Origin of the sequence: Funiculus sociatus GB2-C1, from assembly GCF_039962115.1 — a bacterium.
GTDB classification, from domain to species: domain Bacteria; phylum Cyanobacteriota; class Cyanobacteriia; order Cyanobacteriales; family FACHB-T130; genus Funiculus; species Funiculus sociatus.
This window is the reverse complement of sequence record NZ_JAMPKJ010000033.1, coordinates 31,454-44,926: the sequence shown is the minus strand read 5'-3', so window position 1 is coordinate 44,926 and position 13,473 is coordinate 31,454. Positions and strand designations below refer to the sequence as shown.

12 protein-coding genes and 1 pseudogene are annotated in these 13,473 nt (G+C 46.9%); 6 read left to right on the top strand and 7 right to left on the bottom strand.

Annotated elements, in window-relative coordinates:
- Window positions 1-24 precede the first annotated feature (24 nt).
- Window positions 25-792 (bottom strand): metal ABC transporter ATP-binding protein, encoded by a 768-nt coding sequence (locus tag NDI42_RS16390; RefSeq protein WP_199294923.1) that lies wholly within the window; start codon window positions 790-792, stop codon window positions 25-27.
- A gap of 168 nt (window positions 793-960) precedes the next feature.
- Here NDI42_RS16390 and NDI42_RS16385 point away from each other — a divergent pair, with 168 nt between their 5' ends.
- Window positions 961-1,983, top strand: a complete 1,023-nt coding sequence (locus tag NDI42_RS16385) for a metal ABC transporter substrate-binding protein (protein WP_190459391.1) — start codon at window positions 961-963, stop codon at window positions 1,981-1,983.
- Between the two features lie 299 nt (window positions 1,984-2,282).
- Here the strand turns inward: NDI42_RS16385 and NDI42_RS16380 are convergent, their stop codons facing one another.
- Window positions 2,283-3,020 carry a DUF3592 domain-containing protein gene (locus NDI42_RS16380; RefSeq protein WP_190459389.1) on the bottom strand — a complete coding sequence of 246 codons (738 nt, stop codon included), beginning with the start codon at window positions 3,018-3,020 and terminating at the stop codon, window positions 2,283-2,285.
- Between the two features lie 236 nt (window positions 3,021-3,256).
- On the opposite strand from NDI42_RS16380, the gene deoC reads away from it, so the two are divergent.
- The 4 genes from deoC (at window position 3,257) to NDI42_RS16360 (ending at window position 8,068) form a co-directional block, all read left to right on the top strand.
- Complete coding sequence (gene deoC / locus NDI42_RS16375; protein WP_190424413.1) at window positions 3,257-3,937, top strand: deoxyribose-phosphate aldolase; 681 nt, start codon at window positions 3,257-3,259, stop codon at window positions 3,935-3,937.
- An 86-nt stretch (window positions 3,938-4,023) separates the two neighbouring features.
- Window positions 4,024-5,007 (top strand): DNA repair protein RecO, encoded by a 984-nt coding sequence (gene recO / locus NDI42_RS16370; RefSeq protein WP_190459387.1) that lies wholly within the window; start codon window positions 4,024-4,026, stop codon window positions 5,005-5,007.
- 23 nt (window positions 5,008-5,030) lie between these two features.
- Window positions 5,031-6,719: an MFS transporter gene (locus tag NDI42_RS16365; RefSeq protein ID WP_190459385.1), complete on the top strand. Its 1,689-nt coding sequence runs from the start codon at window positions 5,031-5,033 to the stop codon at window positions 6,717-6,719.
- Between the two features lie 101 nt (window positions 6,720-6,820).
- A complete protein-coding gene (locus tag NDI42_RS16360) occupies window positions 6,821-8,068 on the top strand; it encodes a glycosyltransferase family 4 protein (RefSeq protein ID WP_190459383.1) in 1,248 nt (415 codons plus the stop codon).
- A gap of 24 nt (window positions 8,069-8,092) precedes the next feature.
- On the opposite strand, the gene NDI42_RS16355 is transcribed toward NDI42_RS16360, so the two are convergent.
- The 3 genes from NDI42_RS16355 to gpmI form a co-directional block, all read right to left on the bottom strand.
- Window positions 8,093-8,908: a peptidase gene (locus NDI42_RS16355; RefSeq protein ID WP_199311407.1), complete on the bottom strand. Its 816-nt coding sequence runs from the start codon at window positions 8,906-8,908 to the stop codon at window positions 8,093-8,095.
- Window positions 8,889-9,119 (bottom strand): preprotein translocase subunit SecG, encoded by a 231-nt coding sequence (secG, locus tag NDI42_RS16350; protein ID WP_190424408.1) that lies wholly within the window; start codon window positions 9,117-9,119, stop codon window positions 8,889-8,891. Before secG ends, NDI42_RS16355 begins: the two co-directional genes overlap by 20 nt.
- Window positions 9,120-9,210: 91 nt before the next feature.
- Entirely contained in the window at window positions 9,211-10,809 is a 1,599-nt protein-coding gene (gene gpmI / locus NDI42_RS16345) for a 2,3-bisphosphoglycerate-independent phosphoglycerate mutase (RefSeq protein ID WP_190459381.1), read from the bottom strand.
- A gap of 108 nt (window positions 10,810-10,917) precedes the next feature.
- Between gpmI and NDI42_RS16340 the strand changes: the two genes are divergently transcribed.
- Window positions 10,918-11,052: a hypothetical protein gene (locus NDI42_RS16340; RefSeq protein ID WP_348231431.1), complete on the top strand. Its 135-nt coding sequence runs from the start codon at window positions 10,918-10,920 to the stop codon at window positions 11,050-11,052.
- Window positions 11,053-11,202: 150 nt separating this feature from the next.
- Here NDI42_RS16340 and NDI42_RS16335 read toward each other — a convergent pair.
- Window positions 11,203-11,502 (bottom strand): annotated as a pseudogene (locus tag NDI42_RS16335) (endonuclease III domain-containing protein); the annotation flags it as partial.
- A gap of 157 nt (window positions 11,503-11,659) precedes the next feature.
- The gene (locus NDI42_RS16330; protein WP_190459377.1) at window positions 11,660-13,354 is read right to left on the bottom strand and encodes an ABC-F family ATP-binding cassette domain-containing protein; all 1,695 of its coding nucleotides are present in this window, start codon (window positions 13,352-13,354) and stop codon (window positions 11,660-11,662) included.
- Between the last annotated feature and the right edge of the window lie 119 nt (window positions 13,355-13,473).

Genomic DNA, 13,473 nt, shown 5'->3' with positions numbered 1-13,473 from the left:
TAATAACTCTTAGCTTCTAATTTTCTAAGCTGCAAAAAATGCAACCTTGCCCCCATAGGCGCGGTAAAGGTTTTCCTGACTTAGCACCTCTTGGCGCGAACCACTGGCAATTAAATCAGTATTTAGTAAAATCAAATCATCAAAGTGGGTGATAGATTCCCCTAAGTCGTGGTTGACGACTAGAACAGTTTTATTGGCGTCGGCGAGTTCGTGGAAGATGTCAAAAATAATTGACTGAGTTTTCTGATCGATTCCCGCAAACGGCTCATCAAAACAGAAAATCTCCGCTTGCTGAGCGATCGCTCTGGCTAAAAATACCCGTTGCTGTTGTCCGCCTGAAAGTTGCCCAATCGGGCGATCACGATAAGCGCTCATCCCCACACGCTCGATAGCATCTGCCGCTACTCGTCTGCTAACGTTTGAGAAGCGACGAAACCAGCCAGTTTTCTTCACCCTACCCATCATTACCGCATCCCAGACAGTAGCGGGGTAAGTCCAGTCTATTTGCGATCGCTGCGGCACATAAGCAACCAGTTCCCTTTGCTCCATCAACGGGCGCTCGTTATACAGTACACTGCCAGCAGCAGCCGGAATCAACCCCAACATCGCCTTCATCAGCGTACTTTTACCAGCACCATTGGGTCCAATAATTCCCGTCAGTCGCCCCGATTTCACCGCAAAACTGACATCTCGCAGCGCCTCTACCGTGCGGTACTGAACTCCCAAGTGGCTGACGTTAATGCTTGTTGCACCTGTCGCCGCCACAGGCACATCTCTCAGATGGCATACCATTTTTGTCCAATCCGCATCAGGTGAAAAAGTGACGGTACTCATTAGTGTGGTTCGATCTTGCTTTCCTTGAGCATAATCTAAAAATGAAAGGATTATGAAAACATCTATAAATGGAAATAATCTAAAAGATAGGCAAGATTAATTGTGCAGCACCTTCACAGTAGAAAGATGGAAGAAAACCTAAAAAAGAAAAAAAGAAATAAGAGAAAGCCAAAAATTCTTTCTTTTGCTCACCTTACCTGGTTAGGACTGGGGCTGCTTCTACCTTTTGCCCTATTCAGTTGTAATCAGCCCTCCTCAGAAAGTACCAATCCAGCCGCAGACAGCAAACCCAACGTAGTTGCCACCAGCACCATCATCGAAGACTTAACTGAACGGGTGGGAGGAGAAGAGATTCAGCTTAAGGGCATTCTCAAGCCAGGAACAGATCCCCACGTTTACGAACCAGTGCCACAAGACTCTCAGGCTTTAGAGAAAGCAAACCTGATTTTGTATAACGGCTACAACTTAGAACCAGGGTTGATTAAGCTGATGAACGCCTCTGGCGGCAAAGCTCGGAAAGTGGCTGTAGGGGAAGTGGTAAAGTCTTTGCAACTGGATAAAGGTAAAGGAGAAGTAGTGCCAGATCCCCATGTTTGGGGAGATGCTGATAACGCGATCCAAATGGTTAATGCCATTCGCGATGCGTTAATTGAAGTATCACCAGAAGACAAAGAGAAATTTACTCAAAATGCAGAATTACTCACTGCTGAGTTAAAACAACTTGATAGCTGGATTATCCAGGAAATTAAAACCATTCCAGAAAATAAGCGGAAATTAATAACAACTCACGACGCTTTTCAATATTATGGCCGTGGTTATGGAATCCCAGTTGCTGGTACTTTGATTGGCATCAGTACGGAAGAACAACCTAGCGCTCAAACAGTACGAAAATTGGTAGAATCTGTTAAAGTAGCTGGTGTTTCTGCAATTTTTGCAGAAACAACAATTAACCCAGCTTTGATTACTACTGTAGCGCAAGAATCAGGCATAAAATTAGCACCGCGTCAACTATATTCTGACTCGATTGGTGCCGCTGGAAGTGACGCTGATTCTTACATAAACATGATGGTTGCTAATACCCGCACCATTGTAGAAGCTTTGGGAGGAAGGTACACGCCATTTGAGGTTAGTGGCAGGGAAAAAAAGTGAATAGTTAAGAATCATTGTAGGTTGGGTTTCTCAACCTAACCTACAAGCGCTTTCAAATATCTGCCGCACTTGTCACCGATAGACTTAAATATCCGAGTTATGGTGGCATTTAGAACAGAGTTATTGAATCATTGTATGGCTGTGGTAACTTCATCACATGGTTACTAAATCTTGCCATGTCTCAGCCGGAGATTCAACCAATTTTCATTATTAAAAGAGCTTCTGTCTGAGGGGTTGCCAAAGCCGGGGGCGGATGCTTAAGGATGCGAGAAGCGGAATCAAATTTCCCAGGGGAAATTTTAATTCGCCAATTTTGGTAAAAACGATATATCCATGTGATATTTTTTCATATCGTTGGGGTCTACATATACATCTATTGTTTCATATTTGATAAATTCTTCCGGATCAAACCAAATATTTTCACTGTGAAAAACGTAAACTTGATTAGTCTCCGGGTCAAACCATTGGGAAGTTATCTGGTAAGGAGAGGAACCGTTGACTGTTAAAAATGTATTTAATTCCACTCCAGTGAATTTAGTTACTATCTTTTTGCCATTAGCTTGCAGCTTTGCAGCATTTTTATTTGATAACAATCTAAATGCTAAAGGGCCAGCGAGTAAACTCAAGCCTATTCCGGCAAAAAGCCCTCCCATTGCCAATAAAAAGATAGCAGTAAACCAAAGTTGCCAAAAAGAGTTTATTTCTGCTTCGGCGGGATTGTTGGCATCGTAGAGAACAGAAACCGTTTCGCCTACACGAAAACTTGGTGGATAAGTGCCAACGCTTGATTGAAACTCTACGGTTTCCCCCTTCTGAGTTTTGAATTTTACTATCGGGTAATAGGTACTGGATTTGCTACTGCTGGAACTGCTAGAAGTGTGAAGTCTAAGTTCGGTTACAGTGGCTATGGTAGAGGATGAATTTTTAATAAAATTATGGGTAGAATTATAAGATAAAAAACTCCCGATAAGCATTCCGATTCCGGTAATACTAAATATGCAGCCTATCCACGTTAACGTTATGTCTTTTTTTGCCATTTTATTTATTTTTACTCCTTGTAGCTAGGTGGGTTTTGAGAAGGTTTTAGATACGCCTTAATCAGCACAGTTTTTGAAAATGCCATGAAAACCTGTGGCGGGCTAAATAAGAGCGGTTCTCTATCTTTAGATGTATACGGTGTCTACAGACCAGGTAGAAGTTATTCCGGTTGGGTTTAAGTAATTTTTCTTAAATTCTGATAAAACTTAACAGTAGGTGAGTGAGGGGAGAAACGATGGCTGCAAATCAGCCTGATATTGATATTGCGGGGTTTATCGATCATGCGCTGCTAAATCCCACAGCTACAAGCGAGCAAGTGGTGCGGTGGTGCGAAGAAGCATATAGGTTTAATTTTGCGGCGGTGTGCGTGTATCCCGCATACGTGCGGCAAGCAGCTGATTTGCTGCACGGAAAGAATCCCAAAGTGTGTACTGTAATTGGCTTTCCCACTGGGGCGACGACAGTGGGGACGAAACTATATGAAGCTCAAGAGGCAGTAGAAAATGGAGCTACTGAGTTAGATGTCGTGATCAACCTGGGTTTGTTGAAAGCTGGAAAAACCGAGGAGCTGCATCGAGAAATTGCCCAGATTTGCGACGAAACTGGGCAGACTGTGAAGGCAATTTTGGAAACTGCCCTGCTGACAGATGCAGAAAAGAAGGTGGCAGCTGAAATATGTATGGATGCAGGAGTGGCATTCTTAAAAACCAGCACGGGCTGGCAGGGGGGTGCCACAGTGGCGGATATCCGCCTTCTGAAGCAGCTGGCGCGGGAGCAGGTAGGCATTAAGGCATCGGGGGGAATCCGTACCGTTGAGCAAGCCATAGAGTTAATCGTGGCAGGAGCTACGCGGTTAGGAACGTCTCGCGGCCCCGATTTGATCCGTCAGCGCGATACGCTGGAAAAAGAAGACTGAGGAGTGGTGAGGGCTGAGGGCTGAGTGCTGAGTTTAAAAATTCCTGTAACTCAGAACTCAAAATTCAAAACTCAAAACTTAAGCTAATGAGCCGAACCTACAAAGTAACAGGAATTAATCTTAAGGGTATGCCGTTAGGCGAGTCAGACCGACTGCTGACGATTTTGACGCGGGAATTTGGCTTAATTCGGGCTGTGGCTCCCGGCGCACGCAAACACCACTCAAAGATGGGTGGTAGGAGTGGGCTGTTTGTGGTGAATGAGCTACTGATTGCTAAAGGGCGATCGCTCGATAAAATAACTCAGGCAGAAACTATAGAATCTTACCCCGGCTTAAGTCAGGACTTGAGGAAACTGACAGCCAGCCAATATCTTGCGGAATTAGTTCTGTGTCAGGCATTGAGCGATCAGCCGCAGGAGGAACTGTATGAGCTACTAAATGAACATCTACGCCGCTTGGAGCAGTTGCCATCTCCCGACACTGCCTCAGTTTTAGCTCACCTTACCCACGGTGTCTTTCATTTGATGGCTTTGGCTGGCGTTGCGCCGGAAGTTCAAGAATGTTGCGTGACGCGACAACCACTGCTGCCGCAATTTAACGATCCAGACTGGCGGGTTGGCTTTAGTGCTGCTGCTGGGGGAACGGTGAGTTTACCAGCCTTGGAACGTCTGCAAGCAGAAGCGCGGGCGATCGCTACTCAAAGGACTAGGGGAAATCTAGCACTAAAAAACACCGTCTCGCCACAAATGCCTGGTATCGTGGCGCAGGAAAAGGGCGGTAACTACCAAACTGTTGTTCATGCTCAAACCCCCCTGATACTGAACACTAAACTGAATGCCGTCGAGCTGGCGCTGCTGCAAAAGCTGGCTCAACCAGAACTACCCCAGGTTGATACGAGTAGTGATGAACCGCCAACGATGAGTGAAGAATCAATTCATCCCTTATCCCTAACCCATCATCCTTCTTATCATGCAGCTTGGGTTGGTGTAGAGCAGATTTTACGTCAGTACGTCCAGTTTCAGTTTGGGCGATCAATTCGCTCTGCTGCTTTGATGGATGCTTGTTTTTAGTCCCAGCCGAATTTTTATAAACCATGATTCAACGTTATGATTCTGATTTGCAAGCCAAAAGTCTGTCCCTAAGTTTGTCCAGACAGAGGACAGAGGACAATGAACGACGAACGGGGGAACCCACATTTCCTCGATCTTCTAAACTTCCTGTCCCTGGAACGGAGCCATCCAGCCGGGGTTTGACTGCATCATCAACACCTACTACATCGCGCCCCTTGTCTGACGATCGCCTGACACCCCCTCATGACCCTGACAACAGTAGAGACGCGCTTAATCGCGTCTCTAGCCCAGAGGTTTCTTTTCCCCAATCTACCGTTGATGACGGTTTAGTTCCAGAGATAGATGCACAATCCAATGGCTCTAATGGAGATTGGCACAACCCTGCATTGTCTAAGGTTGATGCTGATGAGGCTGACGCAGATGCAGATCGAGGATTTGTGCCTGTTCTGAGAAACCGCAATTTCTTGGCGCTCTGGAGCGGTCAAGTTTTCTCGCAGATGGCAGATAAGGTGTATCTGGTGCTGGTGATTGCGCTGGTTGCTAGTCAGTTTCAGGCGGCGGGTCAGACGATCAGTGGCTGGGTATCGGCGATTATGATTGCCTTTACCATTCCTGCTGTGCTGTTTGGTTCAGTTGCAGGTGTGTTTGTAGATCGGTGGTCGAAGAAGGGGGTGCTAGTCGCCACAAATCTGCTGCGGGGGGCGCTGGTTTTGGCTATGCCGCCTTTGCTGTGGATCAGCAAGGATTGGGGGCTAGTCGCAGGGCTGCCAGTAGGATTCTATATTTTATTGGGGTTAACTTTCTTGGTTTCGACGCTGACACAGTTTTTTGCACCAGCAGAGCAGTCAGTGATGCCGTTGATTGTTGAGCGTCATCGCCTGTTGTCGGCAAACTCTCTTTACACGATGACGATGATGGCATCGGTGATTGTGGGGTTTGCGGTGGGCGAGCCACTGTTGGGATTTGCCGATACTGTGGCGCGATCGCTTGGCGGGGGACTTGACATTGGTAAGGAAATTGCCGTAGGAGGCTGTTATGCGATCGCGGGGTTGCTCTTGCTGTTTCTTCGCACTGGTGAAAAAACTAAATCCCCCGACCACGAATTCCCCCACGTTTGGGAAGATTTGCGCGATGGACTGCTTTACCTGAAAGAACATGAGCGCGTCCGCAGTGCTTTAATTCAGCTGGTGATTTTGTTTTCTATTTTTGCCGCTCTGTCGGTGCTGGCTGTGCGAATGGCAGAGGTTATCCCCGGTCTGAAGTCCTCCCAGTTTGGCTTTTTACTAGCCGCTGGCGGGGTTGGCATGGCTGGCGGAGCGACTATTCTCGGACAGATGGGACAGCATTTTTCCCATCGTCGGCTGAATCTTTATGGTTCTCTGGGAGTGGCAGCATCTCTAGTAGGTTTGGCTATATTTACGCAACAGCTTTGGATTGCCTTACTTTTGACAATGCTTCTGGGTCTTTTTGGGGCAATGGTGGCTATCCCGATGCAGACCACCATCCAGGCAGAAACCCCCGACCAAATGCGGGGTAAGGTGTTTGGGTTACAGAACAATGTGATTAATATTGCTCTGACGTTACCTTTAGCTTTGGCGGGCGTTGCTGAGACGATTTTGGGTTTACAGACAGTTTTTCTGGGTTTAGCGGCGATCGCGATCGCAGGAGGACTCTTAACCTGGTATATTTCCGGTACAGGAAAAGAAAAGTGATGAGTTTTGAATGACGAGTTTTGAATTAATAACTCAAAGCTCCACAACGGAAGTCTCCGGCTCCCCAAAACTCAAAGCTAAAAACTCAAAACTCTTAGAAAATGCACATAGCCTGGATCGGAAAAAAATCACCCTTTTGCGGCAATGTCACTTACTCTCGAGAAGTTACCAATGGGTTGTTAGACCGGGGTCTGCAAGTCAGCTTCCTTCACTTCGCCCAAGAAGAAGAAGTATCTGATGCCAGCAACTGGCCTAGTTGTCTGGAAGTTTCTCTACCTTTTCTATACAAGTCCCAGGTTTACACGCTTCCCACTCTCAAATCCCGAAAAGTTTTGATGCGGAGTCTCGAACAGCTAAAGCCAGACTTGGTACACGCTAGCTTGACTCTCTCCCCTCTGGACTTCCTGCTGCCGGAAATTTGCGAAGAGTTGAATATACCTCTAATTGCCACCTTCCACACCCCCTTTGATGGCAAGCAACGCAATATCAAATCAGGAACTCAATTGCTGACTTATCAGCTTTATGCTCCTTTTCTGGCAAATTACGACCGGGTAATTATATTTTCTAAAGTGCAGCGAGATTTACTGGAGCGGTTGGGCGTTGCTGCAACAAATATAGCCGTGATTCCCAATGGCGTTGATGAACGGAAGTATTGCCCAGGCCCTTCTAACATTAAATCCCAGTTGAATGCCAAGCGCCTTTTTGTTTATCAGGGTCGCATAGCCACAGAAAAGAATGTGGAAGCACTGCTACGGGCTTGGAAGCAGTCAGAAATGGGGTCTGAGTCCAAGTTACTGATTGTTGGCGATGGCCCGTTGAAGCCGTCTTTAGAGGCATTTTATGACGAAGAATGCGGCATCATCTGGTGGGGAGCTGAAGCTGATGAGCAGCGTCGAATTGAAATTTTGCGGGGAGCGGATGTATTTATTTTGCCTTCTCTGGTAGAGGGACTTTCACTGTCGCTGTTAGAAGCAATGTCTTGTGGTGTCGCTTGCGTAGCTACGGATGCTGGTGCCGATGGCGAAGTTTTGGAGGGGAATCCTTTGGAAGGGGACGCAGGGATAATTCTCAGAACTAATGGGGTAGCGGGGCAATTGCGAACTTTGCTGCCAGTCCTTCGAGGTCATCAGGAGTTTACAAAACAGTTGGGACAAAAAGCCAGAGCTAGGATTATGGAGCAATATACTCTGAGTCGCAACATCGACCAACTGGTAAAGCTATATGAGGATCTGTTGCAGGAGCGAAAGATTCAAAATATACAATTGGCTGGATTGCGTTACAAGCGCAGAGCTAAAGAATCAGCCTCTTCATGGTTTATGGTTGATGATTCAGGGCGTACTTGTGAATAAATTCTTCAATTAACCAGTAATAAATTAGTTAACCAGTTTCCAACCTAGTCGCGTTGGCTGCTCGTATACGCGCTTAAGCGTGTTTATGTCTCTTTGGGAAATTGGGGGGGGATTACGCACCTGAGAAAAATATAGGGCATCTGTTTCTAAAGGGCTGTGTCCCCATATACCAAGTGCGTGACCAATTTCGTGACGGGCAGCTGCTTTAATATAATTGCCAGCCTGAGTTGGACTTAGCTGGATGGTGACTCGGTGGCATAAAACTGCATTTTTATCAAGATGGCTAATATAAAATTCATATCGGGTTTCGGCGCTGCGAGCGCGGGGCAGATGGAATTCGCCTGTTCTGCGGTTGAAGGAGGGTTTGAGGGCAGGAAGATTTCGCACTATCTTGATATCAGCATTATCTGACTGCTCAACTATCTCAAGCGGCAAATAAACTGCCCATTCCTGCACCGCTTCAACAACAGAATTTGTCCACTTATCGTGATTTTCTACATAAACCTTAATTGGAAACTGCGACCAGACTAGATAACCAACCGGGGTAGGCTTGATCTGGGAGAAGTAATCGCCGCTGTTGGTTGTATCTTTCCAGCGTGCCATCGTCGGGGGCAAAACGTGAATTTGTGCAGGGGGTAGCGAGGTTTGGGCTGCCAACACAGGATTATCGCCCCCCAGATGAAAATGGGGAAAAATGGCTATGAGAAAGGTGGCGATCGCGATTAACGTCGCCGTCAAGAATTTTGTAGAGAGGATCGCGATCGCGTTTCGATTTTGTAAAAATGTGAGCGATCGCGTCTTGAGTTTTGAGATCAAATTACTACTTGAGCCAACCTGCACTCAAAATTACCGTCAAACCCAGAAAAATCACGCTGAGAACCCAAGTCACTCGGTTTAGCGCTGTCTCTGCACTCTTGGTACTCGTAAACAGTTGAGCCTGTCCGCCAATACCCCCAATCCCATCTCCTTTAGGAGAGTGCAGCAGCACTAAAACAATCAGACAGACGGCAGACAGCGCCCAAATAGATTGGAAGATGTTAACAAGTGTCATAGTTAGTTGTCAGTTGTAAAAAATAGCTCATTGCGAATGGCTAATAGCTAATCGTCAGAAAAATGCAACGGCGCTATTAGCCATTCGCAACTCACAGTGAAACTCGCACAGGCGTGCGATTGGCTCGGACTTCAAATCCAACTGGTTCAATCATTGAACGACCCGTCATCTCTGGAGGTTGGGGCAGCCTTAAGATTTCTAAAATTGTCGGTGCAATGTCTGCCAGCCGTCCATCACTCCGTAAAGTAACTTCAGCGCCATGCCCAGGAATTTTTAAACCCTCCCCTTCCACCAAGATAAATGGTACGGGGTTAGTTGTGTGCGCCGTCCAAGGATTGCCTTCTTCATCCCGCATATATTCGGCGTTGCCGTGGTCAGCTGTAATAATCGCTGTACCACCAGCCTTATTAATGCTTTCCAGAAGTTGTCCCAAACATCGGTCAACTGTTTCCAGTGCTTGAATTGTGGGTTCTATCTGTCCTGTGTGACCCACCATGTCCGGGTTGGCGTAGTTGATGACAATCAGTGAATAAATGCGCTTTTCCACGGCGGCGATGACGACATCTGTCACCGCGTCTGCTGACATTGCGGGTTCCCGGTCATAGGTTGCCACCATTGGACTTGGCACCAGTTCCCGATCTTCCCCTGGAAAAGGTTCCTCTAAGCCGCCGTTGAAGAAATAAGTAACGTGAGCGTATTTTTCTGTTTCAGCGGTGCGGAACTGGTGCAAACCTCGATTTGCAATTACTTCCCCCAAGATATTACTCAAGTTCTGAGGCTCAAATGCCACCAAAACAGGTAAATTTGGCTCGTATTGGGTAAAGGTTGCGAAGCTCAACGGCTGGATTTGCTGCCGTTCAAAACCCTTAAATTCCGGAGAGACAAAAGCTTGGGTTAGTTGTCTTGCTCTGTCAGGGCGGAAGTTAAAGAAAATTACCCCATCTCCAGGTTCTAGCGCTCCTGGGGCAATGCGCGTCGGGATGACAAACTCATCGGCGACATTTTCAGCGTAGGAAGCCTGCAAGACCTCCAGAACCGAACGACCATCCCCGGAACCATCCTGAGTAATCACATCGTAAGCTTTTTTGACGCGATCCCACCGATGATCCCGATCCATTGCGTAGTAGCGACCGCTGAGGGTGACAATGCGCCCGACTCCAATTTGGTCAATGCGGTCTTGGATTTTTTGAATTGCCTGTACACCCTCTTTAGGACTGGTATCGCGTCCATCGGTAATGGCGTGGATGCAGACATCTGAAATTTCTTGTGTCTTGGCTAAATCCAGCAATCCCAGTAAATGATCTAGATGAGAATGCACTCCGCCATCTGAGCAAAGCCCCACTAAGTGAAGCTTACTGCCTCGACTCTTGACTTCCTGACAGACTTGCACCAGGCTGTTGTTGCTCAGCAGAGTGCCGTCTTCCACAGCGTCTGAGATCCGGACTAATTCTTGCGGTACAACCCGTCCGGCACCAATGTTAAGGTGTCCTACTTCCGAGTTCCCCATTTGTCCTTCCGGTAGCCCCACAGCCTTGCCTGATGTTTGAATCAGTGTATGGGGATAGGCTTCCCAGAGACTTTTCATTACGGGTATTTTGGCGGCTGCTATGGCGTTGCCGTCAGTTTCTTCGCGGTAGCCCCATCCGTCTAAGATGACTAGCACCACGGGAGAGACAGGTGCTTGCGCCATACAATAATAACCTTTATTTTCAGTGATTTCTTCGCAATGATATCATCGGATTTCGTTCTCGAAGCGGCATTTTTTGGAACTAATTTCAGCTTTTAGGATTTTCTGTCGTTGGAACTAGAGTTTTTGGGAGTTATTACCTACTTGACGACAGATGTGATATTGAGCTATTTGAATAGCGCGATCGCTTGGTTTGGCGCTCTTATGGGTTCCCGCAAGGACATACCACTTTATGGCACCTATTAACCTACCATTACGACGCTGGGGCATAAAGAAGCCACTACACAGGCGTTACAGGTAGGTTTCTTGGCTTTGCAAACAGCTCGATTGTGATATGTCAACAAAACGAAACAATTCCCCTACTCTGATTGAGCCAAAAGCTGCATCAGGTCTTTCTTAATTTTGTCGATGTAAACTCCAACGCCGCTTGACATGGGTATCGATCACGCCACCATCAATTCCGTAGGCGTAATGCAGCACCATTGTGGCAGTCTTGCGGGCGACAGATGGAAGCTGGAGTAACTGCGCTATTTTCTGTCGCACTTCACCGCGAAAACGCGCCAGCAGCATTTTCGCGGTGGCTTCAATGTTCTTGGCTTTGTTGCAAAAGAAGCTCAAGGGGCGCGAAATGGCTTCTAACTTAGCTGGATCTGCTTGCGCGATCGCACCCTGAAAGCGGCTAAATAATTCTACTGTTACTTGATTTACTCACTCATCTGTGCATTTAGCCGCCATTATTACGCCCGTGCAGCTAGCTGCACGGGCGTTTCGTATGTTTTTGTAGTAGCAAAGGAACGCAGAGGTTTACTCAGAGTAACGCCAAGAATCACTTAATCTTTGCGTTTTAAACTCATTATTTGCGTTTTGCAGCAGACTTAGCAGCTTTTGCCGCTTTTTTCGCAGCTTTCTCTGCTTCTTGGGCTGCTAATTTTGCCTGCTCTTTTTCTTCAGCAATCTTATCGAGATAGTAGTGATAATCGCCCCGATAAACTCGGAATTCACCCTCACGAATCTCGACAATTTTATTCGCCACTTTGGAAATAAAATATCGGTCATGGGAAACTACAATTACCGTGCCGTCATAATTCTGGATTGCCTCTTCCATCATTTCTTTGGCTGGAATATCTAGGTGATTAGTAGGCTCATCCAAAATTAGAAGATTTGCTGGACGTAAAAGCATTTTTGCCAAGGCAAGACGCGCTTTTTCTCCTCCGCTCAAGGCAGCAACTTTTTTAAATACGGTGTCGCCACTAAATAGAAATCGTCCCAACAAGGTGCGAACTTCTTCATTTTTCCAGTCTGGCACTTCGTCATGGATGGTTTCCATAACTGTTCTGGAAAGATCCAAAGCTTCTGCCTGATTTTGCTCGAAGTAGCCTGGAATGACGTTGTGAGCGCCTAGAGTTACTGTGCCTTCCGTGGGCTGTTCCATGCCCATAATCAGGCGCAGTAGGGTGGATTTGCCAGCACCGTTGGGGCCGAGAAACGCAATGCGATCGCCTCTTTCAATTAACAGGTTCGCATCCAAGAAGAGAATCTTGTCGTCATAAGTATGTACCAAATCGTTAATTTCCACCACCTCACGTCCGCTGCGAGGCGCGGGAGGAAATCGAAAGTGTAGCGTTCTTAATCCGCCTGGTGGCGCTTCAATTCGCTCAATTTTTTCTAGTTGTTTCTCGCGGCTTTTTGCTTGGGTGCTGCGAGTTGCGCTAGCGCGGAAACGGTCAACGAAAGTTTGCTGTTTTTCTAATTCTTTTTGCTGGCGTTCGTAGGCGCTTAATTGCGCTTCTTGGTTTTCTGCTTTTTGTTGTAAATAAGCAGAATAGTTGCCCAAGTAGGTAGTAGAAACTCCGCGCTCTGTTTCTACAATTTGGGTACAAAGGCGATCGAGAAATTCCCGGTCGTGGGAAACTATTACTATCGGGTTTTTAAGTCCCTTGAGATAAGTTTCCAGCCACTCAATAGTTTCTAAATCCAGGTGGTTTGTCGGTTCGTCCAGCAGCAATAAATCTGGTTTTTGCAGTAATATTTTGCCTAAGCTCATTCGCATCTGCCAGCCGCCGCTGAAAGCACTAACGAGGCGATCGCCATCTTCCGACGTAAACCCCATCTCTGGCAACATTTTCTCAATCCGCGCATCCAACCCGTAGCCATCTAAAGCTTCAAACTGTCGCTGGAAACGATCTAATTTATGAATTAGTTTGTCTAATTCTTCTGGGGTGGCGGTTTCCATATCTCGCTGCACCTGCGCCAAGGATTGCTGCGCCTGGTTCGCTTCGGTAAACACTGTCCAGAATTCTTCCCGCACGGTGCGTGTGGGATCTACCTCAAATTCTTGTGTCAGGTAGGCGATGTGCAAGCTGGCAGGACGAATGATTTCCCCGCTTGTGGGTTCTGTCTCTCCCGCTATAATCTTGAGTTGGGTGGATTTGCCTGCACCGTTAACGCCGACTAAGCCAATGCGATCGCCCGCTTTGACTTCCCAGTTGACATCTTTGAGGATTTCGCCTGTGGGGTATATTTTACTGATATGTTCGAGTCGCAGCATCAATAGTCTCCAAAAAATATAGCAGCAGGGCAAATGAGAGCGCCGGACGAGGGTGCAGTCACAGATTTATCTGTCAGGCGGTACCACTTGGTCGAGTTAATCTTAACAAAATTTAATTG

What these genes read in the sequence shown, in the direction of transcription:
- NDI42_RS16390 (WP_199294923.1), bottom strand. Translation starts at nt 792, where the DNA reads ATGGTATGCCATCTGAGAGATGTGCCTGTGGCGGCGACAGGTGCAACA.
- NDI42_RS16385 (WP_190459391.1), top strand. Translation starts at nt 961, where the DNA reads ATGGAAGAAAACCTAAAAAAGAAAAAAAGAAATAAGAGAAAGCCAAAA.
- NDI42_RS16380 (WP_190459389.1), bottom strand. Translation starts at nt 3,020, where the DNA reads ATGGCAAAAAAAGACATAACGTTAACGTGGATAGGCTGCATATTTAGT.
- deoC (WP_190424413.1), top strand. Translation starts at nt 3,257, where the DNA reads ATGGCTGCAAATCAGCCTGATATTGATATTGCGGGGTTTATCGATCAT.
- recO (WP_190459387.1), top strand. Translation starts at nt 4,024, where the DNA reads ATGAGCCGAACCTACAAAGTAACAGGAATTAATCTTAAGGGTATGCCG.
- NDI42_RS16365 (WP_190459385.1), top strand. Translation starts at nt 5,031, where the DNA reads ATGATTCAACGTTATGATTCTGATTTGCAAGCCAAAAGTCTGTCCCTA.
- NDI42_RS16360 (WP_190459383.1), top strand. Translation starts at nt 6,821, where the DNA reads ATGCACATAGCCTGGATCGGAAAAAAATCACCCTTTTGCGGCAATGTC.
- secG (WP_190424408.1), bottom strand. Translation starts at nt 9,119, where the DNA reads ATGACACTTGTTAACATCTTCCAATCTATTTGGGCGCTGTCTGCCGTC.
- gpmI (WP_190459381.1), bottom strand. Translation starts at nt 10,809, where the DNA reads ATGGCGCAAGCACCTGTCTCTCCCGTGGTGCTAGTCATCTTAGACGGA.
- NDI42_RS16330 (WP_190459377.1), bottom strand. Translation starts at nt 13,354, where the DNA reads ATGCTGCGACTCGAACATATCAGTAAAATATACCCCACAGGCGAAATC.